The organism is Nonomuraea sp. NPDC049649, assembly GCF_040675175.1.
GTDB lineage: Bacteria > Actinomycetota > Actinomycetes > Streptosporangiales > Streptosporangiaceae > Nonomuraea.
Genome location: NZ_JBFAOH010000007.1, coordinates 59,651 through 83,159 on the forward strand (window position 1 = coordinate 59,651; position 23,509 = coordinate 83,159).

Sequence of the window (23,509 nt, forward strand, 5' to 3'; positions counted from 1 at the left end):
TTCGGGGAGGTCGCGGGACGGCGGGTCAGTCTCCGGCGAGGGCCGCGCGGGCCAGTTCCCGGCATTCCGCCAAGGTGTGGCGGGACAGGGCGTCGCGGACGGCGGGGACGCAGACCGGGGCCATCGACAGGCTCGTCACCCCGAGACCGGCCAGGACGGGCGCGAGTCCGGGGTCGCCGGCGGCCTCGCCGCAGACGCCCACCGGCTTGCCCACCGCCCGCCCGGCCTCGGCACAGCGCTCCACCAGCCGCAGCAGGGCGGGCTGGGCCGGGTCCAGCAGGTCGGCCAGCGCCGGGTGCTGCCGGTCGGCGGCGTAGGTGTACTGGCTCAGGTCGTTGGTGCCGATGCTCAGGAAGTCCACCTCGCGCAGCAGCCGGTCGGCCAGGAGAGCCGCGGCCGGCACCTCCACCATCGCGCCCACCTTGGCGATGCCCCGCTCGCGGGCACGGCGGGCGAACGCGGCGGCCTCCCCGGGAGTGCTGACCATCGGCGCCATCACCCACGCCTCCGCGCCGGTCCGCCGGGCGGCCTCGGCGATCGCGTCGAGCTGGGTGTCGAGCACGTCCGGCAGCACCCGGTCCACCCGCAGGCCGCGGATCCCCAGCGCCGGGTTCGGCTCCTCGGCCAGGCCCAGGAAGGGCAGCGGCTTGTCGGTCCCCGCGTCGAGCGTGCGCACCACCACGTACGGCACGGCGGCGAACACGTCGGCGTAGGCCGTGACCTGCTCCTCGTACGAGGGAGCCTGCCTGCGGTCCAGGAACAGGAACTCGGTCCGGAACAGCCCGACCCCCTCGCCGTCAGGGCGCAGGTCGGCGGCCGAGCCGATGTTGAGCAGCAGCTTGACCGGGTGCCCGTCGGCGGTCCTGCCGGGCCCGCTGGTGGCCGCCAGCCGGGCGCGCTCGGCGATCTCCGCCTCGCGGATCCGCGTCGCCTCCACCTCGGTGACTCCGGCGACGATCTCGCCGGTGCCGCCGTCCACGGCGACGAGCGTGCCGTCCGCCAGGTCCGCGGCGCCCGCGCACGCCACCACGGCGGGCAGGCCGCGCCCGCGGGCCAGGATCGCGGTGTGGCTGGTCGGGCCGCCTCGCACGGTCACCAGCGCCAGCACCTCCGGGCCCAGCCCGGCGGTGTCGGCGGGGGAGAGGTCGTCGGCGATCAGTACGAACGGGTGCCCCGGGGACGGCACGCCCGGCATCGGCACGCCGAGGGCGGCGGCCACCGCGCGGTGCTTGAGGTCGTCCAGGTCGGCGGCCCGCTCGGCGAGGTAGCCGCCCAGCGCGGCGAGCGCCTCGCGGTGCCGGGTGAAGGCGGCGTCCAGGGCGTGCGGGGCGTCCATGCCGTCGCGCACCGCCTGCTCGGCCTCCTCCCTGAGCGTGGGGTCGTCGGCCATCATGGCGAGCGCGTCCAGGATCTCGGCGGCGCTGCGGTCCGCGCTCGCGGCGGCCGAGCGGCGGCGCAGGTCCTCGGCGACCGCCTCCAGCGCCTTGCCGACGACGGCCAGTTCGGCGTCCACGTCGGGCACGGCGTACGGTGCGGGCAGCTCCGGCGGGCCGGCCATGCGCAGGCAGGGCCCCGCCGTCCGCCCCGGGCTGACCCCCAGCCCGGCCAGCGTGGCCGGGCCGGAGGCGGCGTCGTCAGCCATCGAGCGCCTCTTCCGCGTCCAGATCGCGGGAGAGCAGCGCCGCCAGGGCGTCCAGGGCCTCCTCGGCCCCGGGGGCGTCGGACTCCAGGGTCACCTCCGTGCCGTGGACGACGCCCAGCGACAGCACGCCCAGCATGCTGTGCGCCGGGACCGACTTCTCTCCCACCCGGATCCGCACGGGAACCCCCAGCCGGGCCGCCTCCTGGACGAACAGCTTGGCGGGCCGGGCGTGCAGCCCGCTGGCCGACGCTACGGCCACGGTCCTTTCCGGCATGGCAATCTCCTCACGGTTCGATGGTGACCTTGATGGCCTCGCCCCGGCTGACCAGGTCGATCCCGTCGAGCACCCGCGACAGCGGGAGCCGGTGGGTGATCAGGTCGGCCACCGGCACCGCGCCCTCGGCGATCAGGCGCAGGGCCTCGGCGTTGTGGGCGGGGCTGGAGCCGTTGGCGCCGACGATCGTCAGCTCCCGGTAGTGCACCAGGTTCGAGTCCAGCCGGATGAACGGGTCGTCCTTCGGCAGCCCGCCGAAGAAGCTGATGCGGCCCTGGCGGGCGGTCATCAGCACGGCCTGCTCCTGGGCGGCGCCCGCCGCGGCGGCGGTGATGACCACGTCGGCGCCGCGGCCGCCGGTCAGCTTGAGCACCTGCTCCACCGGGTCGGCGTCGATCGCGGCGTCGGGACGTACCAGCTCGGCAGCCTTCGCGAGCCGTTCGGTGTTCACGTCCACCAGGAACACCCGCGCGGCGCCGCGCGCCCGCGCCAGCCGGACGTGCAGGCACCCGATCGGGCCCGCCCCCATCACCACCACGTCGTCACCCGTACCCACCCGGGCCAGGGCCTGCCCGTTGAGCACGCACGCCAGCGGCTCGGCCACCGACGCCTCGGCGAACCCGATGCCGGGCGGGACGGCGTTCACCCCGTTCACCGCCAGCACCTTGGCCGGGACGACCATGTACTCGGCGAACCCGCCGTCGTAGTGGTAGCCCATCGACTCCTGGTTCGGGCAGACGGTGAGGCGGCCCGCCTGGCAGTCGGGGCAGGTGCCGCACGGGATGGCGGCGATCACCTGCACCCGCTCGCCGGTGCCGACCACCTCGCCGGCGATCTCGTGGCCCATCACCCGGGGCGGCCGGATGTGGTGGTGGCCGAACTTGTAGATCTTCGCGTCGGTTCCGCACGTCGAGCAGTTCCGCACCCGGATCTTCAGCTCGCCGGGGCCGGCGACCGGCTCCGGGGCGTCCTCGATCCGGATGTCGCCCGGCGCGTGGAATCTGGCGACCTTCACGTCAGCTCCTCGATTACCTGTCGGGTCTCGGTGGCCTCGCGCAGCGTGCGGGCCCGCTCCGGATCCATGAGGATCTCGGCGAGCTCGGCCAGCAGCGGCACGTGGCCGTCGTTCTTCGCGGCGATGCCGACGCAGACGGTGACCTGGTCGCCGTCCCAGTCCACGCCCGCGGGGAAGCGCACGACGCAGATCGCGTCGCGCTTGACGTCCTCCTTGGCGGCCGCGGTGCCGTGCGGGATCGCCACTCCCTCGCCGACGTAGGTGGAGATCGAGCGCTCCCGCTCGATCATCGCCTCGACGTACGGTTCCGCGACCGCGCCGATGCCGACCAGGACCCGCCCGCACAGCCGGATGGCCTCGTCGCGGTCGGCGGCGCGCTCGTCCAGCCGGATCGCGCGCGGGTCGAGCAGGTCCTCACGCATCGACGGTGCCGCCGTTCTTGATGGTGTCGACCAGCTTGGTGACGGCCGGGTCGCCCAGGAAGATCTGGAACGGCACCAGCACCTTGCCCGGCGCCGACGCCCTGGCCCGGGCGGCCAGCCCGGCGTGGCAGAGCACCACGTCGGCGTCGGCGGGGATGTCGTTCACCGGGGTGTGCTCGACGGTGACGCCGGCGTTCTTGAGCTGCTTGCGGAGCTGGCTGGCGAGCATCACGCTGCTGCCCATCCCCGCGTCGCAGGCGACGATGATCTTACGGATGTCCTTGCTGTCGATGCTGGGCACGGTTCACGCCTCCTTGGCGGCGGTACGGGTCTGGGTCTCCTCGCGGGCGGGCTCGCCGTTCGCGCTCTGCTCGCCGGCGGTGGCCGACTGGGGCTCGGGGGCGTCGTCGGCGGGCTCCTCCTTCTCGCCCCGGCCGAAGCCGAGCAGCAGCGCGGCCAGGACGAACGACACGGCGGTGGCGACCGCGATGCCGGCGAGCGACGCCAGCAGGCCGCCGCGCGGCGTGACGGCGAGGTAGGCGAAGATGCTGCCGGGCGACGGGGTGGCGACCAGGCCCGCACCGGTGATCATGAAGGTGAACACGCCGGCCGCGCCACCGCCGATGACGGCCAGGATGAGCCGGGGCTTCATCAGCACGTACGGGAAGTAGATCTCGTGGATGCCGCCCAGGAAGTGGATGATCATGGCGGGCGGGGCGCTGGGCCGCATGGCGCGCGGGCCGAAGAACATGAAGGCGAGCAGCAGGCCGAGGCCGGGGCCGGGGTTCGACTCCAGCATGAACAGGATCGACTTGCCGGTGTCGGCCGCCTGCGCCACGCCGAGCGGGCCGAGGACGCCGTGGTTGATGGCGTTGTTGAGGAACAGCACCTTGGCGGGCTCGATCAGCAGCGACGCGAAGGGCAGCAGGCCGTTGCCGACCAGCCAGTCGACCGCGTTGCCCGCGCCGGTGGTGATGACCTGGACGACCGGGCCGATGCCCAGCACGCCGGCCACCGCCATCGCGCCGCCGATGATGCCGGCCGAGAAGTTGTCGACCAGCATCTCGAACCCGGCCCGGGTCCGCGCCTCAGCGAACTTGTCTACATATTTCAGGATCCAGGCGGTGAGCGGGCCGATGATCATGGCGCCGAGGAACATCGGCACGTCCGCGCCCACCACGACGCCCATCGCGGCCACGGCGCCGACCACGGCCCCGCGCTGCCCGTGCACCATCCGGCCGCCCGTGTAGGCGATGAGGACGGGCAGCAGGACCTTGATCATCGGGTCGACCAGCGCTGCGAGCCCCTCGTTCGGCAGCCAGCCGGTGGGGATGAACAGGGCGGTGATGAGACCCCAGGCGATGAACGCGCCGATGTTCGGCATGATCATGCCGGCCAGGTGGCCGCCGATCCGCTGGATCGTGGCCTTGACGCCGGTCCCGTAGACCGGGGGAGTGTAGGTGTCGGCCATTGGACTTTGCTCCTTAGGGGGGTGAGCAGGCTCTTGCGTGGTGAGCCGGGGTCAGCGGGGGGACGGCGGCGGATGCCGTTCCGCCCCGGTGGCCGGTGGCACCGGCCCGGACGGGTCCGCCCCTGCCTGCTCGGCGGGACGGGACCGGATGCCGAGGACCGGCGGGGTGCCGTCCTCGTGCGGGGTGCCGGCCCCTGACACGGCACCCCTCTCCTCCGGCGTGAGGCCCGCCGCGCCGGAAGCGGACGCGTCCGGCCCGAGGCGGGGTGTGTCGGCGGGCCGGGCCGCCGTGGCGGGGGTGGGTGAGAGCGGCGCGTCCGGCCGGTGGCCGGTCGAAAGCGCAGGTGTTGCGGCGGGCGGGGAGGGGTGGTCGTTCGTACTCGGAGCTTGGGCGGATGTACGGGGATACGGGGAGGTGAGAAGGCGGGCAGGGTCGGGCCGGGAGACGCGGACGGCGTCGCGGCGGATGTCCGAGGGCCCCGGCATGCGGCTGCCCGGCAGGCCGACCGCGGCGGCGCCCCAGGCCAGCGCCTCCACCAGCGCGTCCGCGCCGCGCCCGCCGCCCGCCAGGAAACCGGCGAGCATGGCGTCGCCCGCGCCGACCGCGTTGCGGGGCTCGGCGACGGGCGCCTCCCCGTACCAGGTGCCGCCGTCCTCGACGAGGACGGCGCCGTCGGCGCCGAGGCTGGCCAGCACGGTACGCGCGCCCGCCGCCCGCAGCTTGGCCGCGGCGGCCACCACGTCGCCGACGCAGGTGATCGCCATGCCGGTGGCGGTGGCCAGCTCCTCCAGGTTGGGCTTGACCAGCGCGGGCCCGCCGCCGAGCGCGGCGGCGAGCGCCGGCCCGCTGGTGTCGACCGCGACGTGGATGCCCGCCCCGGCGAACCGGCGGCACAGCCGGGCGTAGACGTCCTCGGGCACCTCGGGCGGCAGGCTCCCGGAGGCGACCACCCAGTCGGCCTCGCGCGCCTCGGCCAGCACCGACTCGGCGATGGTGTCGAGCTCGGCGGGGGAGAGCGCGGTCCCCGGCTCGTTGATCTTGGTGACGGTCCCGTCGGGCTCGGCCAGCGTCACGTTCGAGCGGGTCCGGCCGGTCACCGGGACGGTCACCATGTCCAGGCCCTCCTGCCGGAGCAGGTGGACGAGCTGCCGTCCCTCGTCCCCGCCGAACGGCACCACCGCGCGTGAGGCGACCGCGTTGGCCAGCAGGGCGCGGGAGACGTTCACCCCCTTGCCGCCGGGGTCGAGCCGGGCGGCGGCGGCGCGGATGACGGCGCCCCGGTCCAGCGCGGCGATCTCGATCGTCCGGTCCAGGCTGGGGTTGAGGGTCAGCGTCACGATCATGCGCGCACCACCTGGGGGCCCGCGGCCGACAGCTCGGCGGCGAGCGCGTCGTCCAGGCCGGTGTCGGTGATCACCACGTCGATCTCGCTCAGCTCGGCGAAGCTGGCCAGGTAGGTGTTGGTGAACTTGGTGTGGTCGGCCAGCAGCACGCTGCGCTCGGCGGCCCGCACCATCGCCCGCTTGATCGCCGCCTCCGCCGGGTCGGGCGTGGTCAGGCCCTTCTCCACTGAGCAGCCGTTGGTGGCCATGAACGCCACGTCCACGTGCAGGTGGGCCAGCGGCTGGAGCGCCCAGTCGTCCACCGTCGCCAGGGTGCGGCCCCGTACCCGCCCGCCGATCATGATCACGTTGAGGTTGCTCCGCGCGGCCAGCGCGGTGGCGAGCGGCGGCGAGTTGACCACCACGGTCAGCTCGCGGTCGGCGGGCAGCACGCCGACCAGGCGGCCCGTGGTGGTGCCCGCGTCGATGATGATCGACCCGTCGTCGGGCAGCTCGGCCAGGGCGGCCTTGGCGATGCGCTCCTTCTCCGCGGTCATCACCTCGTCGCGGGTGGCGAGCGCGGGCTCGAAGCCGAGCCGTTCCACGGGGATGGCGCCGCCGTGCACGCGGCGCAGCACGCCCGCCTTCTCCAGCGCCGTCAGGTCGCGGCGGATGGTCTCGGTGGTGACGTCGAGCTCGGCCGCCAGCGACACCACGTCGACGCGGCCCGCCGCGCGCGCCCTGCGCAGGATCTCCTGCTGCCGCTCCTCGGCGTACATGATGTTGATTCACCGCCGTTTCGAGTTGGTTTCCTCTGTGTTTATCTCCGTTTCTGTGGAAGGTCAAGACTCTGATAGGTATGTGCGATGCGAATGAAGCCGTGGGCCGCGCTGGCGGCGGCCGTTCCTCTCGTGGCGGGATGTGTCGCGGGCCCCTCGGCCGGCACCGCCCGCGCGTCGGGCGGCACCCCGCAGAGCGCCGCCGTCCAGAGCCCGTCCGCGCGGACTTCTTCTGCGGAGAGCCCGTCCGCGCGGCCCCCGGCCGCCCGTCCGGCGCCGCCCAGGGTGACGCCGGGCACGACCGCGTCCTGGCTCGTGTACGACCGGCAGAAGCGCAAGTTCGTGGCCACCCGCTACGCGCACCGCAAGTACCGCACCGCCTCGGTCGTCAAGATCCTGATCGCGATCGACTTCCTGGAGTCGCGCCGCAAGGTCTCCGCCGCCGACGCCCGGCTGCTCAAGGTCATGCTGAGGGAGAGCGACGACGCCGCCGCCACGGCGTTCTGGAACCGGCGCGGCAAGGGGAAGATCATCACCCGGATGGCGCGCAAGCTCCGGCTGTCCGACACCACCCCGCCGCCCGCGTCCAGGCCCGGCTTCTGGGGCTACGCCACGCAGAGCGCGCGCGACGTCGTCCGCACCTACCGCTACCTGCTCGACACCGCCTCACCCCGGGTGCGCGACACGATCCTGGGCCACCTGCGCGCGGCCACGCCGTGCGGCAGCGACGGCTTCGACCAGACCTTCGGCATCCCCGACGCGGTGCCCGGGCGCAAGGCGGTCAAGCAGGGCTGGTCCGGCTTCGGGACGGTGCCGCCGGTCCGATGCCGCCCCAGGGCGCAGGGCGGGGCCATCGCCCTGGCCGCCTCACGCTCGTCCAGCGCGATCGTGCCCGACTACGGCAGGCCGGTCCTCTACACGACCGGGCTCGTGGGCAAGGACGAGCGGTACGTGATGGTGGTGCTGACCGCGCACCCCGCGGGCGCCACCTGGCGCAGCTCGGTGAACCGCGTCACGAAGCTCACCAGGCAGCTCTACCGCGGCCTCGCGTGACGGGTCAGGACGTCGCGACGTACGCCGCGTACACCTTCTTCGGCACCACCATCCGCCACGCCTCCAGCACCAGCTCGCGCATCTCGCCCGGGCCGAGGGCGGACAGGCGCGCGACGACCCAGTTGTAGCGCAGGTCGGACTCCGGAGGCAGGAGGAACTTGCCGGGCTCGGCGGCCACCAGCGCCGCCCGCTCCTCCTTCGGGAAGGCGAACCCCATCAGCGTCTCGTCGCGCGAGAACGCGACGTAGACGATGGAGCCCACCCGGAACTTGACCCGATCCCTGATCAGATGCTCCGACGTCCGCGGCAGGGCCGCCGCGAACCGCCGCACGTCCTCGACTGTGACCACCCGGCCAACGCTAGCGGTTGGCCTGCGCGGCGGAGATGTCGGCGAGCGCCGAGTTCGGGTCCTGCTCCATGGCCAGGTCGCCGATGCTCAGGATGCCGATCGCGCGGCCGTCCTCCACCACCGGCAGGCGGCGCACGGCGTGCTCGCGCATGAGCCGGACGGCCTGCTCGATGCTGGTGTCCGGGCCGACTGCCTCGACGCCGGCCGAGCACGCCTCGCGCACCGGGGTGTCGGGGCCCTTCTCGTCGGCGACGCACCTGATCGCGATGTCGCGGTCGGTCACGATGCCGGTCATCCGGCCGTGGTCGTTCACGATGATCGCGCCGGTGTCGTGGTCGCGCATGAGCGCGGCGGCGACGCTCACCGGCTGGCCGCCGTCGACGGTCGCGGGGCCGGTGGTCATCACGTCTGCCACGGTCCTGGCCATGGTGTGCCTCCTCGGTTCTTCCTGGTCGGAGGAGCACCACCTACCCGATATCGCGCCTCGCATGAGACGTGCCGGATTCAGCCCGCCTTGCGGGACTCCTCGTAGGCGGCCAGCACCCGCTTGCGGCGCTTGGCCGGGAGGCGGTCGATGTAGAGGTGGCCGTCGAGGTGGTCGGTCTCGTGCTGGAGGCAGCGCGCGAGCATGCCGGTGCCCTCGACCGTGACGGGCCGCCCGTCGGCGTCGAAGCCGTGCACCTTGGCCCTGTCGGCGCGGGGGAGCGGGGCGTACTGGCCGGGGACCGACAGGCAGCCCTCCTCGCCCGGGTCGAGGCGGCGCTCGCCGACCTCGGGCAGCTCCAGCACGGGGTTGACGACGACGCCCTTGTGGCGGACGCCGTCCTCGTCGGGGCAGTCGTAGACGAACACCCGCAGGGGCACGCCGATCTGGTTGGCCGCCAGCCCGACGCCCTCCGCCGCGTACATGCTCGCGAACATGTCGTCGACCAGCGCCCGCAGCTCGTCGTCGAACTCCTTGACCGGCTCGCACGGCGCGTGCAGCACCGGGTCGCCCACATACACGATCGGCCGGACCTCTCCCACCGCAACCGCCCTTCCGTCAGTCGTCGGAAACAGTGTACGGTCGAGCAATAGATGTCCAAATAATAAGACATTTTCTCTTAAATAGTGAGATAGGTGCTAGCGTGCGATCATCAGCCGAGGCGAAGGAGTCCCGATGAACGCCGTCTACACCCACGGCCACCACGAGTCCGTGCTGCGCTCCCACCGCTGGCGCACCGCCGCCAACTCGGCCGCCTACCTGCTGCCCCATCTCCAGCCCGGGCACACCCTGCTCGACGTCGGCAGCGGCCCCGGCACCATCACCGCCGACCTGGCGGGCCGGGTGGCCAGGGTGACCGCGACCGAGGTGAGCGACGAGGCGCTGGAGCTCGCCAGGGCCGAGGCCGCGCGACGGGGCGCGGCCAACGTCGGCTTCGCCGTCGCCGACGTGCACGCGCTGCCCTTCCCCGACGCCTCCTACGACGTCGTCCACGCCCACCAGGTGCTCCAGCACGTCGGCGACCCCGTACAGGCCCTGCGCGAGATGCGGCGGGTGGCCCGCCCCGGCGGCGTCGTGGCCGTCCGCGACAGCGACTACGCGGCCTTCGCCTGGTACCCGCGCGTCCCCGCGCTCGACACCTGGATGGAGCTCTACCAGAAGGTGGCGCGCGGCAACGGCGGCGAGCCGGACGCCGGGCGGCGGCTGCTCTCGTGGGCCCGCGCCGCCGGGTTCACCGACGTCACCGCCACCTCGTCCACCTGGTGCTTCGCCACCCCCGACGACCGCGCCTGGTGGGGCGGCATGTGGGCCGAACGCGTCCAGCGCTCCGCACTCGCCGAGCAGGCCCTGGCCACCGGCGCCGCCACCGCCGGCGACCTGCGGCGCATCGCCGACGGCTGGCGCGAGTGGGCGCAGGCCGACGACGGCTGGCTGTCGATCCTGCACGGCGAGATCGTCTGCCGCGCCTGACCGCTGAAGGTCAGAGCCCCAGCGTGCGCACCCGCTGCCACTGCGGGTCGCGGAAGAGCACCACGTCGGTGCCGTCGATCAGCTCGTCCGGCGCCGACACCATGGTGATCTCGCCCGCCGACTGCATCTCCAGCAGCAGGTCGCGCACCCGCGGCCCCACCGGCAGGCGGCCCGGAGGCAGCGCCAGCCCGTCGCGCACCGCGTCGGCGATCTCCGACAGGCGGAACGGCCCGTCGAAGGACTCCACCACCCCGCGCACCACCGGGAGCGTGATCAGCTGCTCCGCCTCGGCGTGCGCCAGCTGCCAGGTGATCTGCTCGCGCCGCCGCCCGGTGCCCGCACAGGAGGTGCAGGGACGTTCGAGGCCCGGCGCCGGCTCCTCCTCCGCCGAACCCAGGCAGACCGTGCACTGGCGGTTGTCGGCCGCGTGCACCTCGGCCGCCATCCGCCCGGCCAGCTGGGCGCCGCAGTCGCAGCCGTACACTTCGCCGAGGATCGTCCCGGTCCGGAGGGTGATCGTGTGCTTCGTCATCGACGCCGACTCTACATCCGGTTCCTCACCCGCGGACCGCGGCCAGCCCGTGCAGGCGGCGCAGCGCCTTGCGGGCGGCGGAGGCCACCGCCACGTCCGGGTGATGGTCGATGAACACCCGCAGCACCGGCTCGGTGGCCGGATGGTCGCAGAGCGCCAGCAGCGCGATCGTGCTCGCCTGCTCGTCCGCGCCCATGCCGGCCGCCACCGACTCCACCACCTCCGACGGCTCGCCGCCGAACTCCAGCAGCGCCGCCGCCATGTCCACCAGCACCCAGCCGATCTCCTCGGTCGCCGGCTGCCGGTCGTCGCGGCTCAGCCTGGCCGCGATCACCGCGCCCAGCTTGGGCTGGATCACCAGCTCGTCCAGCTCCGCACGGCCCTCGTCGCCCAGCTCGAAGCCGAGCAGCTCGATGCCGATCGCCCGGCTGAGCGGGCTCACCTCCGGCAGCGCGCCGGCGATCTCCCGCGCCGCCCCGGCCCGGTCGCGGCGGGCCAGCCAGCCCGCCAGCTCCTCCGCACGCTCCGCCTCCGGGTACGAGCGCAGACCGAGCAGCAGCCCGGCCGCGTCGCGCTCCGCCAGCGAGCCCAGGACCGGCACCTCCTGCCCGGTCAGCTCCCCGATCAGCCGCCGCCCCATCCACAGCCCGACCGGGGTCGCCTCGTACGGGTCCGACCCCCGTACCAGGCCGAAGGCCACCAGCTCGGCGGGCGGGTCGCCGGCGGCGGGCTCGCGCGCCACGAACAGGCGCACCACCTCCAGGAGCAGGCCCTCCCCGAGCCGGTCCCGGCACACCTCACCCCAGGACTCCAGCACGTCCTCCTGGCCGTCGAGGAACTCCGCGGCCAGCGGCGCGGCGCGCACGGCGGCGGCCAGCTCGTCCTCCGGCGGCAGGCGGACGGGCGGCTGGAGCGGGAACACGTCTTCAAAGGCGGGCATCCCCCTATCCTGTCGGACGTTCCCGGCGAGTGCGATAGTGTCCCCGCGTACCCCGTAAGACCGGACGAAAGGAGGCGCTGAGATGTCCCGCTGTCCCCGGACGCTCACCGCGTCCGACCCCGCTCTTCGGAGGACCCGTGCTTTTCCGTCCCGCGACCGAGGCTGACCTCGGCCGCCTGCTCCACTGCGCCGTCGGCGAGCCCGTCAGCTGGGCCCACCCCGAACGGCTGCGCTCCTTCCTCGCCGACGGCCACTACCGCTACGACCGCGTCTGGGTGGCCGAGCAGGACGGCGAGATCCTGGCCCGCGCCGTCTGGTGGGGCTTCCCCGGCACCGGGCCGCTCGCGCTCGACTGCCTCTACAGCCACCCCTCGGTCACCGACCGCGTCACGCTCGCGGCCGACCTGCTCCGCCACGCCCACGACGCGTTCGGCGACCGGCCCGCCTACCACGTGTTCCTGCCGGTCGGCTGGCGTGACAACCACGCCGTCGCCGCCGCCGTCGGCTGGCGTCACGAGGCGTGCCGCCGCGCCGGGCTGACCGACGAGCTGGAACGGCTCCGGTACGCGTGGACGCCCGGCAGCCCGGTGCCGGAGCCGTCCGGCAGGCTGATCTTCCGGGAGGAACCCGACGACGAGGCCTTCGTCGCCGCCTTCGCCGCCGCCTCGGCGGGCAGCCTCGACCACCACACCCGGCAGGCGCTGCTCGTCAAGGACCCCGAGACGCAGGCCCGCGAGGACCTGGCCGACTACCTGGCGATGCCCGGCGACCGCTCCTGGTGGCGCCTCGCCTGCACCCCGTCCGGCGAGCTCGCCGGGTTCGCGCTGCCGTCGGCCAACGCCTCCGGGCCGGTCGTCGGCTACCTGGGCGTCCTCCCCGAACACCGCGGCCGGGGCTACGTCGACGACCTGCTCGCCGAGATCACCCGCTGCCACGCCGCCCGCGGCGCCCGGCGGATCGCCGCCGACACCGACACCGGCAACCTCCCGATGGCCCGCGCCTTCGAACGGGCCGGCTATGAACTCTTCGCGATCAGGCTCGTGCTGTCCGCGAATCCCGTGAACACGTGATGCGCGCGGGCCGCCTCCGCCAGCAGGCGGCTCTTGCCGATCCCCGCCGGGCCCTCCACGAGCACGCACCCGGCGCCGGCGGCCAGTGTCCGGCGGATCAGAGCGAGCGGTTCCCGCCTGCCGACGAACGTCACGGCCGTCCCAGGCGTAGCCGGACCACGAGGTCGTGCAGGGCGGCGTGCGCGGAGGCCGTCTCGGGCAGCGCCGAAGCGTCCCTGGCCAGCTCCAGCTCGCCGGTCATCCGCGCGACGTCCCGCGCCGCCGGGCCGATCTCGGGCGCGGCGGCGTGCTCGGCCTCCCGCTTGGCGGCCACCAGTTCGGGCAGATAGGAGGGCCCGTATCCGTACAGCTCGGTCAGGTCCGCGCGGAGCTCGCCCGTCTTCATCAGGTGGATTCCGGTGGCCAGCACCCGGAAGGTGTAGAGCAGCGGCTTCAGCTCGCCCGTCTTCTCGTACAGCCGCCACTGCGTCCGCGCGAACCCGAGGTAGTGGTGGGCGTGGTGGCGGGTCAGGCACGCGGGCGCCAGCGCCGTCAGCTCCTCGTGCGCCGGCGAGGATGCCACCACCAGCGGCGACAGGAGCTGCTCCAGCACGTAGCCGTTCCGGCTCAGCAGCAGCCGGCAGAACTTGGCCAGGTCGTGCGTCACCAGGTCCACTTCGACGCCGTCCCGGGTCCACGTCGTGTCGAGTGTCTGCGGGCCGGTGACCAGCCCCGCGACCTCGGCGGCGGGCAGCACGTGCACGCCGCGCAGGTCCACGTCCGAGTCGGCCGACGGGAACCCGTACAGGTGGGCGCCGCTCACGGTGGCGAACACCAGCGGGTACGGCTGCTCGCCGGGGATCTCCGGCAGCCAGGCGGGCAGGTTCACAGGTTCTCCCTCCGTACATCCACCAGGAACGCCTCGACGGCCTCCCGGTCCGGCCGCTCCGGCAGCACCGAGACGGGCGACGCCAGCTCGGCGGCGAGCCGCGCGCGCCAGGCGTCCACCTCCGCCCACGGCATCTCGCCCCGTCTGATCGCCAGCAGGCGCTCCCGGTCGTCGCCGACGTGGACGCGCGGCTCGCCGTGCCGGGCCAGGTGGACACCGCTCAGCAGCAGCCTGATCAGGTGCATCGCCTGCTTCCACCGGGGCGCGGCCGGGTCCAGCCGCCGGAACTGCGCCTGCGCGTACCTGGAGAACGTCTCGTGGGCGCGCTGGGACAGGAACGCGCCGCGCAGCTCCAGCAGCCGCCGCCCGGCGGGCGTGGCCACCTCGACCAGCGGCGACCACAGGCACTCCAGCACCGTCGGGTTCGCCTCCAGCGCCAGCGCGCAGAACCGCTCGACCTCCCACGAGAACTGCTCGGGCAGCGGCCCGTCGCGGTGCGTCGGCGGCTTGTCCAGCCGCCAGAAAGCCGCGGTGGGCACCGCGAACACGCCGCGCCGGTCGGTGTCGGACGTCTCCGTTTCCAGCCCGTACGCGCGCGAACCGGTCACCACGGACAGGATCAGATCGTCGCTCATATCGGCCTCCAGAGGGCATACCGTAACCAGACGGGCAGCCGGTGTCGCTTGGTTTAGGAGTTCGTTGCCCGTTGCGGGTTGATGATCGTCGCGCGCTGACGGAGTCTTGAGAGGTGGGAAGCGCTCCAGAGGTACGCGATTACGCGTCCGTCTACCGGCAGAGCATCGAGGCGCCCGAGGAGTTCTGGCGCGAGGCGGCGCGGGGCGTCGACTGGGAGGTGGAACCGGAACGCGCCCACGACGGCGGGCGATGGTTCCCCGGCGGGCGGCTCAACACCTGCCACAACGCCGTCGACCGGCACGTCGCCGCGGGCCGGGGCGACCAGGACGCGCTGATCTACGACAGCCCCGTGACCGGCACCGCCCGCCGCTACACCTACCGGGAGCTGCTCGACCACGTCGCCCGCACCGCCGGGATGCTGCGCGGCCTCGGCGTCGAGGCGGGCGACACCGTGGTCATCTACATGCCGATGGTGCCCGAGGCCGTCTTCGCGATGCTCGCCTGCGCCCGGCTCGGCGCCGTGCACTCGGTGGTCTTCGGCGGCTTCGCGGCGCACGAGCTGGCCGTCCGCATCGACCACGCCCGGCCCAAGGTCGTGCTCTCGGCCTCCTGCGGGATCGAGCCGTCGCGGCTCGTGGCGTACAAGCCGCTGCTCGACGACGCGCTGGAGCAGTCCTCGCACCGGCCCGAACGCTGCGTGATCCTGCAGCGCGAGCAGTGTCCCGCCGAGCTGGCCGAGGGCCGCGACCTCGACTGGGAGAGCGCCGTACGCGACGCCGAGCCCGCCGGGTGCGTCACCGTGTCGGCCACCGACCCGCTCTACATCCTCTACACCTCCGGCACCACCGGCGCCCCCAAGGGCGTGGTGCGCGACAACGGCGGCCACGCCGTCGCCCTCCACTGGAGCATGGCCAACGTGTACGGGGCCGCGCCCGGCGAGGTCTTCTGGGCCGCCTCCGACGTCGGCTGGGTGGTCGGCCACTCCTACATCGTCTACGCGCCGCTGCTCGCGGGCTGCACGACCGTCCTGTACGAGGGCAAGCCCGTCGGCACGCCCGACCCGGGCGCGTTCTGGCGGGTGGTGTCGACGTACGGGGTGCGGACGCTGTTCACAGCGCCCACCGCGTTCCGTGCCATCAAAAAGGAGGATCCGACCGGCAGTTTCGCGAAAAAGTGGGATCTGTCCTGTCTGCGCTACCTCTTCCTCGCCGGCGAACGGCTCGACCCCGACACCTACCACTGGGCCTCCGCCCTGCTCGGCGTCCCCGTCATCGACCACTGGTGGCAGACCGAGACCGGCTGGCCGATGGCCGCCAACTGCGTCGGCATCGAGCTGCTGCCCATCAAACCCGGCTCGCCCACCAAGCCCGTCCCCGGCTGGGACATGCGCATCCTCGACGACGACGGCGACGAGTGCCCGCCCGGCGTCGAGGGCGCCGTCACGGTCCGGCTGCCGCTCCCGCCGGGCTGCCTCACCACGCTCTACCGCGACGACGCCCGCTTCACCGAGGCCTACCTGTCCCGCTATCCCGGCTACTACCTGACCGGCGACGGCGGCTACATCGACGAGGACGGCTACCTGTTCGTCATGGGCCGGGTCGACGACGTCATCAACGTGGCCGGGCACCGGCTGTCCACCGGGGCCATCGAGGAGGTCGTCGCCGGGCACCCGGACGTGGCCGAGTGCGCGGTGATCGGCGTGCCCGACCAGCTCAAGGGGCAGCTCCCGGCCGCCTTCGTGGTGCTCAAGTCGGGCTGCGAGCGCGACCCCGGCGACCTGCAGCGCGAGCTGGCCGCCCTGGTCCGCGAGCAGATCGGGCCCGTCGCCGCCTTCCGCAGGTCCGTGGTGGTGAACCGGCTGCCGAAGACCCGCTCCGGCAAGATCCTCCGCACCACCATGCGCGACATCGCCGCCGGGAAGACCTACCGCGTCCCGTCCACCATCGAGGACCCCGCCGCCCTCGCCGAGATCGCCGACCTCCTCAAGAGCTGATCTCGCCCGCCGGCAGCTCGACCGTGACGGTCAGGCCGCCCTCCTTGCGGGGCCGGGCGGTCACCGTGCCGCCGTGCGCCTCGGCGATGACCCGCACGATCGACAGGCCCAGCCCGCTGCCGCGCTCGGAACGCAGCCGGTCGCCGTGCATCCGCCGGAACGGCTCGAAGATCGTCTCGATCTCGTACGGAGGAACCTGCAGCCCGGTGTTGGCCACCACCAGCTCCACCCGGTCGGCGCGCTGCCGGGTCGTCACCCACACCTCGCCCTCCGGGTGGTTGTGCCGCACGGCGTTCTCCACCAGGTTCTGCACCAGCCGCTCCACCAGCACCGCCTCGCCCGCCGTCGGCGCCGTGTCCAGCAGCCGGTGCACGGCCACCTCGCGCTCCGCCGCCTCGCCGGCCGCCTGGTCCAGCACGTGCTCGGCCACGTCCGCCAGGTCGAACGGGCGGCGGTCCAGCACCGCCCGCTCGCCCTCCGTCAGCGCCAGCAGGCCGTCGATCAGCCGTTCGTGGCGGGCGTTGACCAGCAGCAGCGACTCGCCCAGGCGTTTCACGTAGTCGGTCGCGTCCGGCCGCCGCACCGCCACGTCCACCAGCGTCCGGTTGATCGTCAGGGGCGTGCGCAGCTCGTGCGAGGCGTTGGCGACGAACCGCCGCTGCCCGTCGAAGGAGCGGGCCAGCCGGCCGAGCATCGTGTCGAAGACGTCGGTCAGCTCCTTGAGCTCGTCGGACGGCCCCTGATGGCCGATCCGCTCGGTCAGGTCGTGGCTCTGCGCCACATGCCGCGCGGTCGCGGTGACCTTGGCGACCGGCCGCAGCGCCCACCGGGCCGCCCGCCACCCGATCGGGAACGCGACGGCCGCCGCCCCCGCCGACAGCAGCGCGCCGTAGAGCCCCACCCGGCCGAGCACGTCCTCCCGGTACGCGGCGTGGTTCTTCATCGCCTGCGCGCGGGCCGCCGAGCCCCGCCACCACGAGGGCCGAGACCACCAGCGCCACCCCCGAGCAGGCCAGCGCGAACCTGAGACGCATGCTCATGGGATGCGGTACCCCGATCCCGGCAGGGTCTCGATCACCTGGGGCGGGCCGAGCTTCTTGCGCAGCTTCGTCATCGTGGTCCGCACCGTGTTGGTGAACGGGTCGATGTGCTCGTCCCACACCTTCTCCAGCAGCTCCTCCGCCGACACCACCGCGCCCTGCGCGCGCAGCAGCTCCGCCAGCACCCCGAACTCCTTGCGCGCCAGCGGCACGTACCGCCCGTCCCGGAACGCCTGGCGGTGCGCCCAGTCGAGCCGGATCCCGGCCCGCTCCAGCATCGGCGGGTCGGCCTTCCTGGCGCGCCGCCCCAGCGCGTGCACCCGCGCCACCAGCTCCTCGAACGCGAACGGCTTCGGCAGGTAGTCGTCGGCCCCCAGCGACAGCCCCGCCACCCTGGCCCGCACGTCCGACGCCGCCGTCAGCATGAGCACGCGCACCAGCAGTCCCCGCTCGACCACGGCCGCGCACACCTCGTCGCCGTGCGTGCCCGGCAGGTCCCTGTCCAGGACGAGCACGTCGTAGTCGTGCACGCCCAGCCGCTCCAGCGCCTTCCCCTGGGAACCCGTCCCGCACCCGAAGCGGATGACGCCCACCTCCACCTTCCCGTACGGCGTCTGGACCCTGCCCGACCACGAGCTCGTACGGAAGGTGCGCGCCACCTACGACCCGGACATCCGGGGGATGCGCTCGACCGAGCCGTGGGGGTCGGTGCTGGCCGCCTACCCGTACCCGTGGTTCCTGCACGGCACCCTCTTCGGCGTGCTGCTGCTGGCCGGGGCCGCCGGGTCCGTCGGCAGGGGCAGACCGGCCCTGCCGTCCTGGGCGTTCGCCATGTTCCTGCTGGTGGCGCCGGTCGCCGCGATCGACTTCGACCACCGGTACGTGCTGCCCGCGATCCCGCCGGCCTGTGTCGCCGCCGCGCTCGCCGTACACCGGATACCGCGCCCGCGGTATCGCGCGGCGGCGGAGGAGCGCACTACGGTACCGGTGTGAGGACGTTCGCCCTGGTCTGCGGCATGGCCGTGGTCGTCACGTACTCGACCGTCCTGGCCTACGGCAACCAGCCCGGAGCCACCCCGCTCGACGTCACCGGCCACCTGCTCCTCGCCGGGACCGCGCTCGCGCTGGCATGGCTGCCCCGCAGGCCGGAGGTAGCGCTGGCGGTGAGCGCCGCGGCCACCGCCGCCCTGTTCACCCTCGGCTACGCCTACGCCTTCTGGCCCGCCCCCGCGCTCATCGCGGTCTTCGCCACCATCTCCACCGGCCGCCGGGCCATCGGCTGGGCGGGCGCGGCGTTCCTGGTCGCCGTCCCCGCCGTCGGCGCCGCCCTCCATCCCGGGCTGGACAACGCGGTGGCCGTCGTCATCTGGGCGCTGCTCGTCCTCGTCATCGCCCAGCCCGCCGAGGTGTCACGGGCCCGCCGCGCCTACACCCGCGAGGTCGAACGCCGCGCCGCCGAGGCCGAACGGACCCGCGAGGAGGAAGCCTTCCGCCGCGCCCAGGAAGAGCGGTTACGGGTCGCCAGGGAAGTCCACGACGTCACCTCCCACACCCTGTCCGTCATCGCCCTGCACGCCGCCGTCGCCGCCGAAGCCGTCGACCGGGCGGGCGGACCGCCCGAGGCCCGCGACGCCCTCACCGTCATCCGCGACAGCACCCGCCAGGCCCTGGCCGAGATGAAGAACGTCCTCGGCGTCCTCCGCCCCCGCCACCCCCTCCCCGGCACCGCCCAGCTCCCGGACCTCATCCGCCACGGAGGACGATCTCACCGTCGTCGGGGAGGCCGCCGACGGGGCGCAGGCGGTGACGGAAGCGGCCCGGCTGGCGCCCGACGTGGTGCTGATGGACATCCGGATGCCCGGCGTCGACGGCCTGGAGGCGACCCGCCGCATCACCTCCGGCCGGACCCGCGTCGTCGTGGTGACCACGTTCGACCTGGACGAGTACGTGTACGAGGCGCTGCGTTCGGGCGCCAGCGGATTCCTCGTCAAGGACGCCGAACCGGCCGAGATCCGTCACGCCGTCCGGGTGGCCGCCCGGGGCGACGCGCTCCTGTCTCCGGGGGTGACCCGCAGGCTGATCGAGGAGTTCGCCACCCGCCCCGGCCTGAACGAGCAACGGCTCGCCCCGCTGACCGCCCGCGAACGCGAGGTCCTGGCCCGGGTCGCCCGCGGCCTCACCAACGACCAGATCGCCGCCGAGCTCTTCATGAGCCCCGCCACCGTGAAGACGCACGTCAACCGCATGATGGTCAAGCTCGGCGTGCACGACCGCGCCCAGCTCGTGGTCCTCGCCTACGAAACCGGCTTCGCCCGCCCCGGCCACCACCCCTGATCCCGTAGGGAAGTAAGAAGGGAAAGCCAAGTGCGAGGGGAAGACTAGTGGGCATGCCGCGGCTGGGGTAGCCGGGAGACCGCGCTGGGGGGACGACCGGGAGCGGAGGCCGTTCCTAGCGTCGGCCGCATGACCCGATTCTGCATCCGCCACCGGCGGCTCGTCCTGCTGGCCTGGCTGGCGCTGGTCGCCGCGCTCGCCGCCGGGGCCGCCGCCTTCCCGCCACCGGTCGCCACCGGCTTCACCCTGAACGGCAGCGAGAGCGAGAGAGCCGCCGCGTTACTGGGCGACGCGCCCGCCGAACCCCGGGGCACACTCGTCGTGTCCGCCCCCGCAGGCGTCGAGTCCCCGCCCGCCCGAGAAGCCGTGACCGCCCTGATCGCCCGGATGAACACACGGCGGCGATCCTGCTGTACGCGTTCCGGTCGCTGCTGGCCGCCGCCCTCCCGATCGCCGTCGGGGTGGTCGGCGTCGTCTCCGGCACCGGCCTGCTCGCCCTGCTCGGCCATCTGGTCGCCACGCCGGACTTCGCCGTCTACCTCACGATCATGCTGGGGCTCGGCGTCGGCATCGACTACGCCCTGCTCATCGTCACCCGCTTCCGCTCCGGTCTGAGCGAGGGCTTGACACGCAGGCGGCCGTCACCGCCGCGATGCGGACCGCGGGCAGGTCGGTGCTGCTCGCGGGCGTCACCGTCGTCGTCACCGGCGCCGGCATCCTGTTCCTCGGCCCGGAGCTGGGCGGCGGCATCGCGCTGGCCGCCGGGTGCGGGGTGCTCATGGTGATGCTCGCCTCCCTCACCCTCCTCCCGGCGCTGCTCGCCATGATCGGGCACCGGGTCGACCGTTTCGCGCTGCCGGAACGTACCGGAAAGGAGCCCTGGTCGGCGCGGTGGAGCAGGGCCGTGCAGGCGCGGCCGTGGACGGCGCTGCTGCTGGCGACGGCGCTGCTGGCCGGGCTGGCGCTGCCCGCGCTGGACCTGCGGACGGGCTGGTCGGACGCGTCCAACCGGCCCGTCACCGACACCACGAGGCGCGCCCACGACCTGCTGGCCGGCGCGTTCGGGCCGGGCGCCGGCGCGCCGCTCCTGCTGGCCTCCGACCGGCCGCTCGGCGCCGCCGTCGAGCAGGCCCGCGCCACCCCCGGCGTGGCGGAGGTGACGCCGCTGGGGGAGCGGGCCGCGCTCGTGGTGCCCGCCACGGCGCAGCAGGACGAGGCCACCACGGAACTGGTGCACCGGCTCCGCGCCGAACTGCCCGAGCCCGTGCTGGTGACCGGCTCCACCGCCGCCGCCGTGGACTTCGCCGGGCACGCCGCCGACCGGCTGCCGTGGATGGTCGGCGCGGTGCTCCTGGCGGCGCTGGCGCTGCTGACGGCCGTGTTCCGGAGCGTGGCGGTGCCGCTCAAGGCGGTCGTGGTCAACCTGCTGTCGATCGGGGCCGCGTACGGGGTGGTCGTCGCGGTGTTCCAGTGGGACGTGCTCGGGCTCGGCACGGGTGGGCCGGTCGACGCGTGGGTGCCGACGATGCTGTTCGTGATCACGTTCGGGCTGTCGATGGACTACGAGGTGTTCCTCGTCTCCCGGATCCGCGAGGAGCACCGCAACGGGCTGGGCAACAGCGCCGCGGTCACCGCCGGGCTGGCCAGGACGGCGCGGGTGATCACCGCGGCGGCGGCGATCATGTTCTGCGTGTTCGCCGCGTTCGGCGCGTTCGACGACCGGGCGCTGCGCGTCATGGGGGTCGGGCTGGCCGCCGGAGTGCTGGTCGACGCCACGATCGTGCGGATGGTCCTGGTGCCCGCGGCCATGGAGGTGCTCGGCGAGCGTAACTGGTGGTTCCCCGGCCTGTCCTTTACGAGGCTGACACCCGGGCGGGATGTTTCGTAGTATCCGCATTATCGAACCCTTGGGGGCGCGAAGGTGCCAGGGCAGAGCGTGGGAGTCGTCGTCGACCCGGCGGTGCCACCGGAGATCGCCGGGCTGCTGCGTGCCAACGCCCCGCTGCTGTCCAGGATCCGCTCGGGCTGGGTGCCCCGGGCCGGGCCGCCCGCGCCCGCCAGGCGGCGCAACCCGTCCAGCGTGGCCCTGCTCGCCGCCACTCCGCTGGTCGTCGCGCTGATGGCCGTGCTGCTGGAGTCGCCGGCCGCGCCCGTGGGGTTCCTGCTGCTCGGCGGGTTCGTCTTCGTCGTCCTGGTCAAGATCGCCAGTATGAGCGAGCTGACCGAGGACGACCGGCCGCAGGAGCGGATCCTGTACGAGAAGGCCCGCCGCAACGACGGCCGCTACCTGCTCCCGCAGGACTTCGACGAGGAGGCCGCGGAACTGCTCCGCCGGGCGCAGCAGGCGGTCGGCACCGTGCTGCGCTCCCACGTCAACGCCGAAGGGCTGCTCGACAGCGCCCGGAACGCGATCATGCTGCCGGAGCAGGAGTGGGAGATCGCCCGCCTGCTCGCCAAGTTGTCGGCGCTCCGCGCCGAGCACCGCGAGATGCTCGACCGCGGTCTCGCCCCCGAGGTCGAGGCCGTGGTCCAGCCCTTGCAGGGCGCGCTCGACAGCAGCGAGGCCGCCGTGCTCGCGCGCGTGGAGGCGCTGGAACGTTACGCCGGGCACGTCGCCGAGGCCGAGCGCGCCTACCACGCCCGCGACCAGATCGAGGAGCTGCGCGCCAAGCTGCCGCGCTACGAGGAACTGCTGGCCGAGTCGGGCGCCGGCACGCTGGCCCTGGCCGAGATCGAACGCCTCGCGGAGGACGCCGACGCGCTGGAACGCGCGCTGCGGCGGAGCGTCACTTCCGCACAGGACGCCTTTCGCTACTTAGAAGGCTAACGTTCGGACAGACCGGAACATAGGATCGTTTATGTGCCGGGTCGTCATGCGAACGTGGTTGTCGAACCGACCGTGCCCGCCGAGACCGCCGACCTGTTCCGCGACCATCGCACGCTCCTGCTGCGCATCCGCGCCGGATGGACGCCCCCGAACCGGCGCCGCCCGCCCGCCCTCGGCCTCGCCAGCCGGATGACCGCCACGCTGGTGGCGCTGCTCTCCGTCGGCGCCGGGTTCGACTTCTTCTTCGCGGGCCTCTACACCCCGTTCGTCGTCGTCATGACCCTGGCCGCGCTGCTCATCGTCGGCGTCCTCGCCAAGCCCCGCCCCGACGCCGAGACCGAGCGGCGGCACCTGGTCGAGCGGCAGGTCTACTACAGCGCCCGCAGGTTCGCGGGCCGCTACGTGCTCCACGAGGACCTCGACGAGGACGCCCGCAAGCTCATGACCCGCGCCCAGGACGCCATCGGCTCCGTCATGGAGTCCCACGTCCACGCCCGCGGGCTCCTCGACGACGTGCGCAACACCGTCATGCTGCCCGCCCAGGAGTGGGAGATCGCCCGCCTGCTGGCCAAGCTGTCGGAGCTGCGGTCCGGCCACCGGCAGGTGGTCGCCGAGGGCGTCACCCCCGAGGTGGCGGCCGTCGCCGAACCGCTCGCCCAGGCGCTCGACAGCAGCGAGCGCGCGGTGGTGGCCCGGGTCGAGGCCCTGGAACGTTACGCCGCCCACGTCGCCGAGGCCGAACGCGCCTACCGCGCGCGCCACCAGATCGAGCGGCTCGGCGCCCAGCTGCCCCGCTACGAGGAGCTGCTGGCCGAGTCCGGCGCCGACGACGCGGCCGTGCCCGAGCTGAAACGCCTCGCCGACGACGCCGACCGGCTCGAACAGGCGCTGCGCGACAGCGTCACCTCGGCGCACGAAGCGTTCCGTCATTTACGCGGGTGAAAGCCCGACGTCCGCCAACAGGAGGGTCGCAGACCGTTTGTCGTA

25 protein-coding genes and 4 pseudogenes are annotated in these 23,509 nt (G+C 73.6%); 11 read left to right on the top strand and 18 right to left on the bottom strand.

Features of this window, described 5'->3' with window-relative positions; genetic code table 11:
* Positions 1-25: 25 nt before the first annotated feature.
* From ptsP to AB0J42_RS12005, 8 genes are read right to left on the bottom strand one after another with little or no spacing between them, the layout of a single operon-like run.
* Complete coding sequence (ptsP, locus tag AB0J42_RS11970) at positions 26-1,642, bottom strand: phosphoenolpyruvate--protein phosphotransferase (RefSeq protein WP_364292003.1); 1,617 nt, start codon at positions 1,640-1,642, stop codon at positions 26-28.
* On the bottom strand, positions 1,635-1,916 hold the full coding sequence (locus tag AB0J42_RS11975) for an HPr family phosphocarrier protein (protein WP_364292006.1): 282 nt from the start codon (positions 1,914-1,916) through the stop codon (positions 1,635-1,637). Before AB0J42_RS11975 ends, ptsP begins: the two co-directional genes overlap by 8 nt.
* Before the next feature lie 10 nt (positions 1,917-1,926).
* Positions 1,927-2,931: an alcohol dehydrogenase catalytic domain-containing protein gene (locus tag AB0J42_RS11980; RefSeq protein ID WP_364292009.1), complete on the bottom strand. Its 1,005-nt coding sequence runs from the start codon at positions 2,929-2,931 to the stop codon at positions 1,927-1,929.
* Complete coding sequence (locus AB0J42_RS11985; protein ID WP_364292012.1) at positions 2,928-3,353, bottom strand: PTS sugar transporter subunit IIA; 426 nt, start codon at positions 3,351-3,353, stop codon at positions 2,928-2,930. Before AB0J42_RS11985 ends, AB0J42_RS11980 begins: the two co-directional genes overlap by 4 nt.
* Entirely contained in the window at positions 3,346-3,654 is a 309-nt protein-coding gene (locus AB0J42_RS11990) for a PTS lactose transporter subunit IIB (protein ID WP_364292015.1), read from the bottom strand. Before AB0J42_RS11990 ends, AB0J42_RS11985 begins: the two co-directional genes overlap by 8 nt.
* Before the next feature lie 3 nt (positions 3,655-3,657).
* The gene (locus tag AB0J42_RS11995) at positions 3,658-4,824 is read right to left on the bottom strand and encodes a PTS mannitol transporter subunit IICB (RefSeq protein ID WP_364292018.1); all 1,167 of its coding nucleotides are present in this window, start codon (positions 4,822-4,824) and stop codon (positions 3,658-3,660) included.
* Positions 4,825-4,875: 51 nt separating this feature from the next.
* The gene (gene pfkB / locus AB0J42_RS12000; protein ID WP_364292021.1) at positions 4,876-6,168 is read right to left on the bottom strand and encodes a 1-phosphofructokinase; all 1,293 of its coding nucleotides are present in this window, start codon (positions 6,166-6,168) and stop codon (positions 4,876-4,878) included.
* On the bottom strand, positions 6,165-6,926 hold the full coding sequence (locus AB0J42_RS12005) for a DeoR/GlpR family DNA-binding transcription regulator (protein ID WP_364292024.1): 762 nt from the start codon (positions 6,924-6,926) through the stop codon (positions 6,165-6,167). Before AB0J42_RS12005 ends, pfkB begins: the two co-directional genes overlap by 4 nt.
* Positions 6,927-7,013: 87 nt before the next feature.
* Here AB0J42_RS12005 and AB0J42_RS12010 point away from each other — a divergent pair, with 87 nt between their 5' ends.
* Positions 7,014-7,979: a hypothetical protein gene (locus AB0J42_RS12010; protein ID WP_364292027.1), complete on the top strand. Its 966-nt coding sequence runs from the start codon at positions 7,014-7,016 to the stop codon at positions 7,977-7,979.
* Between the two features lie 4 nt (positions 7,980-7,983).
* On the opposite strand, the gene AB0J42_RS12015 is transcribed toward AB0J42_RS12010, so the two are convergent.
* The 3 genes from AB0J42_RS12015 to def all read right to left on the bottom strand — a co-directional run bounded on the left by AB0J42_RS12015 (position 7,984) and on the right by def (position 9,333).
* On the bottom strand, positions 7,984-8,328 hold the full coding sequence (locus AB0J42_RS12015) for an MmcQ/YjbR family DNA-binding protein (RefSeq protein ID WP_364292030.1): 345 nt from the start codon (positions 8,326-8,328) through the stop codon (positions 7,984-7,986).
* Positions 8,329-8,338: 10 nt separating this feature from the next.
* Complete coding sequence (locus tag AB0J42_RS12020) at positions 8,339-8,755, bottom strand: CBS domain-containing protein (protein ID WP_364292033.1); 417 nt, start codon at positions 8,753-8,755, stop codon at positions 8,339-8,341.
* Between the two features lie 77 nt (positions 8,756-8,832).
* The gene (gene def / locus AB0J42_RS12025) at positions 8,833-9,333 is read right to left on the bottom strand and encodes a peptide deformylase (RefSeq protein WP_364292574.1); all 501 of its coding nucleotides are present in this window, start codon (positions 9,331-9,333) and stop codon (positions 8,833-8,835) included.
* Between the two features lie 154 nt (positions 9,334-9,487).
* Here def and AB0J42_RS12030 point away from each other — a divergent pair, with 154 nt between their 5' ends.
* Entirely contained in the window at positions 9,488-10,282 is a 795-nt protein-coding gene (locus AB0J42_RS12030) for a methyltransferase domain-containing protein (protein ID WP_364292036.1), read from the top strand.
* A gap of 10 nt (positions 10,283-10,292) precedes the next feature.
* On the opposite strand, the gene AB0J42_RS12035 is transcribed toward AB0J42_RS12030, so the two are convergent.
* Together AB0J42_RS12035 and AB0J42_RS12040 are read right to left on the bottom strand one after the other, a co-directional pair.
* Positions 10,293-10,814, bottom strand: coding sequence for a hypothetical protein (locus tag AB0J42_RS12035; RefSeq protein WP_364292039.1), 522 nt, complete (start codon positions 10,812-10,814; stop codon positions 10,293-10,295).
* A gap of 25 nt (positions 10,815-10,839) precedes the next feature.
* Positions 10,840-11,754, bottom strand: coding sequence for a hypothetical protein (locus tag AB0J42_RS12040; protein ID WP_364292042.1), 915 nt, complete (start codon positions 11,752-11,754; stop codon positions 10,840-10,842).
* A gap of 137 nt (positions 11,755-11,891) precedes the next feature.
* Between AB0J42_RS12040 and AB0J42_RS12045 the strand changes: the two genes are divergently transcribed.
* Positions 11,892-12,824, top strand: coding sequence for a GNAT family N-acetyltransferase (locus AB0J42_RS12045; protein WP_364292045.1), 933 nt, complete (start codon positions 11,892-11,894; stop codon positions 12,822-12,824).
* A gap of 130 nt (positions 12,825-12,954) precedes the next feature.
* On the opposite strand, the gene AB0J42_RS12050 is transcribed toward AB0J42_RS12045, so the two are convergent.
* Complete coding sequence (locus tag AB0J42_RS12050; RefSeq protein ID WP_364292048.1) at positions 12,955-13,692, bottom strand: nucleotidyltransferase domain-containing protein; 738 nt, start codon at positions 13,690-13,692, stop codon at positions 12,955-12,957.
* Positions 13,689-14,327, bottom strand: coding sequence for a nucleotidyltransferase domain-containing protein (locus AB0J42_RS12055; protein WP_364292051.1), 639 nt, complete (start codon positions 14,325-14,327; stop codon positions 13,689-13,691). The genes AB0J42_RS12050 and AB0J42_RS12055 overlap by 4 nt, the downstream gene beginning before the upstream one ends.
* A gap of 113 nt (positions 14,328-14,440) precedes the next feature.
* Between AB0J42_RS12055 and AB0J42_RS12060 the strand changes: the two genes are divergently transcribed.
* On the top strand, positions 14,441-16,321 hold the full coding sequence (locus AB0J42_RS12060; protein WP_364292054.1) for a propionyl-CoA synthetase: 1,881 nt from the start codon (positions 14,441-14,443) through the stop codon (positions 16,319-16,321).
* Here the strand turns inward: AB0J42_RS12060 and AB0J42_RS12065 are convergent.
* Positions 16,311-17,264 (bottom strand): HAMP domain-containing sensor histidine kinase, encoded by a 954-nt coding sequence (locus AB0J42_RS12065; protein ID WP_364292057.1) that lies wholly within the window; start codon positions 17,262-17,264, stop codon positions 16,311-16,313. The genes AB0J42_RS12060 and AB0J42_RS12065 overlap by 11 nt on opposite strands.
* 93 nt (positions 17,265-17,357) lie before the next feature.
* Positions 17,358-17,909, bottom strand: a pseudogene (locus AB0J42_RS12070) (response regulator transcription factor); the annotation flags it as partial.
* Positions 17,910-17,943: 34 nt separating this feature from the next.
* Here AB0J42_RS12070 and AB0J42_RS12075 point away from each other — a divergent pair.
* The gene (locus AB0J42_RS12075) at positions 17,944-18,354 is read left to right on the top strand and encodes a hypothetical protein (protein WP_364292060.1); all 411 of its coding nucleotides are present in this window, start codon (positions 17,944-17,946) and stop codon (positions 18,352-18,354) included.
* Positions 18,355-18,568: 214 nt separating this feature from the next.
* On the opposite strand, the gene AB0J42_RS12080 is transcribed toward AB0J42_RS12075, so the two are convergent.
* Positions 18,569-18,727, bottom strand: coding sequence for a hypothetical protein (locus AB0J42_RS12080; RefSeq protein ID WP_364292063.1), 159 nt, complete (start codon positions 18,725-18,727; stop codon positions 18,569-18,571).
* A 40-nt stretch (positions 18,728-18,767) separates the two neighbouring features.
* Between AB0J42_RS12080 and AB0J42_RS12085 the strand changes: the two are divergent.
* The 6 genes and pseudogenes from AB0J42_RS12085 to AB0J42_RS12110 all read left to right on the top strand — a co-directional run.
* Positions 18,768-19,010, top strand: a pseudogene (locus tag AB0J42_RS12085) (histidine kinase); the annotation flags it as partial.
* Between the two features lie 106 nt (positions 19,011-19,116).
* Positions 19,117-19,695: pseudogene (locus AB0J42_RS12090) on the top strand (response regulator transcription factor); the annotation flags it as partial.
* 461 nt (positions 19,696-20,156) lie between these two features.
* A pseudogene (locus AB0J42_RS12095) lies at positions 20,157-20,554 on the top strand (MMPL family transporter); the annotation flags it as partial.
* A 330-nt stretch (positions 20,555-20,884) separates the two neighbouring features.
* Entirely contained in the window at positions 20,885-21,583 is a 699-nt protein-coding gene (locus AB0J42_RS12100) for an MMPL family transporter (protein WP_364292577.1), read from the top strand.
* Positions 21,584-21,631: 48 nt separating this feature from the next.
* Complete coding sequence (locus AB0J42_RS12105) at positions 21,632-22,522, top strand: hypothetical protein (RefSeq protein WP_364292066.1); 891 nt, start codon at positions 21,632-21,634, stop codon at positions 22,520-22,522.
* A 54-nt stretch (positions 22,523-22,576) separates the two neighbouring features.
* Complete coding sequence (locus AB0J42_RS12110) at positions 22,577-23,464, top strand: hypothetical protein (protein ID WP_364292069.1); 888 nt, start codon at positions 22,577-22,579, stop codon at positions 23,462-23,464.
* Positions 23,465-23,509 lie beyond the last annotated feature (45 nt).

Coding starts and splice junctions, on each gene's coding strand:
- ptsP (WP_364292003.1), bottom strand. CDS start 1,642: ATGGCTGACGACGCCGCCTCCGGCCCGGCCACGCTGGCCGGGCTGGGG.
- AB0J42_RS12005 (WP_364292024.1), bottom strand. CDS start 6,926: ATGTACGCCGAGGAGCGGCAGCAGGAGATCCTGCGCAGGGCGCGCGCG.
- AB0J42_RS12020 (WP_364292033.1), bottom strand. CDS start 8,755: ATGGCCAGGACCGTGGCAGACGTGATGACCACCGGCCCCGCGACCGTC.
- AB0J42_RS11985 (WP_364292012.1), bottom strand. CDS start 3,353: ATGCGTGAGGACCTGCTCGACCCGCGCGCGATCCGGCTGGACGAGCGC.
- AB0J42_RS12030 (WP_364292036.1), top strand. CDS start 9,488: ATGAACGCCGTCTACACCCACGGCCACCACGAGTCCGTGCTGCGCTCC.
- AB0J42_RS12065 (WP_364292057.1), bottom strand. CDS start 17,264: ATGAAGAACCACGCCGCGTACCGGGAGGACGTGCTCGGCCGGGTGGGG.
- AB0J42_RS12055 (WP_364292051.1), bottom strand. CDS start 14,327: ATGAGCGACGATCTGATCCTGTCCGTGGTGACCGGTTCGCGCGCGTAC.
- AB0J42_RS12075 (WP_364292060.1), top strand. CDS start 17,944: ATGACGCCCACCTCCACCTTCCCGTACGGCGTCTGGACCCTGCCCGAC.
- AB0J42_RS12035 (WP_364292039.1), bottom strand. CDS start 10,814: ATGACGAAGCACACGATCACCCTCCGGACCGGGACGATCCTCGGCGAA.
- AB0J42_RS12040 (WP_364292042.1), bottom strand. CDS start 11,754: ATGCCCGCCTTTGAAGACGTGTTCCCGCTCCAGCCGCCCGTCCGCCTG.
- AB0J42_RS12080 (WP_364292063.1), bottom strand. CDS start 18,727: ATGACGACGGCCACCGCGTTGTCCAGCCCGGGATGGAGGGCGGCGCCG.
- AB0J42_RS12010 (WP_364292027.1), top strand. CDS start 7,014: ATGCGAATGAAGCCGTGGGCCGCGCTGGCGGCGGCCGTTCCTCTCGTG.
- AB0J42_RS11995 (WP_364292018.1), bottom strand. CDS start 4,824: ATGGCCGACACCTACACTCCCCCGGTCTACGGGACCGGCGTCAAGGCC.
- pfkB (WP_364292021.1), bottom strand. CDS start 6,168: ATGATCGTGACGCTGACCCTCAACCCCAGCCTGGACCGGACGATCGAG.
- AB0J42_RS11975 (WP_364292006.1), bottom strand. CDS start 1,916: ATGCCGGAAAGGACCGTGGCCGTAGCGTCGGCCAGCGGGCTGCACGCC.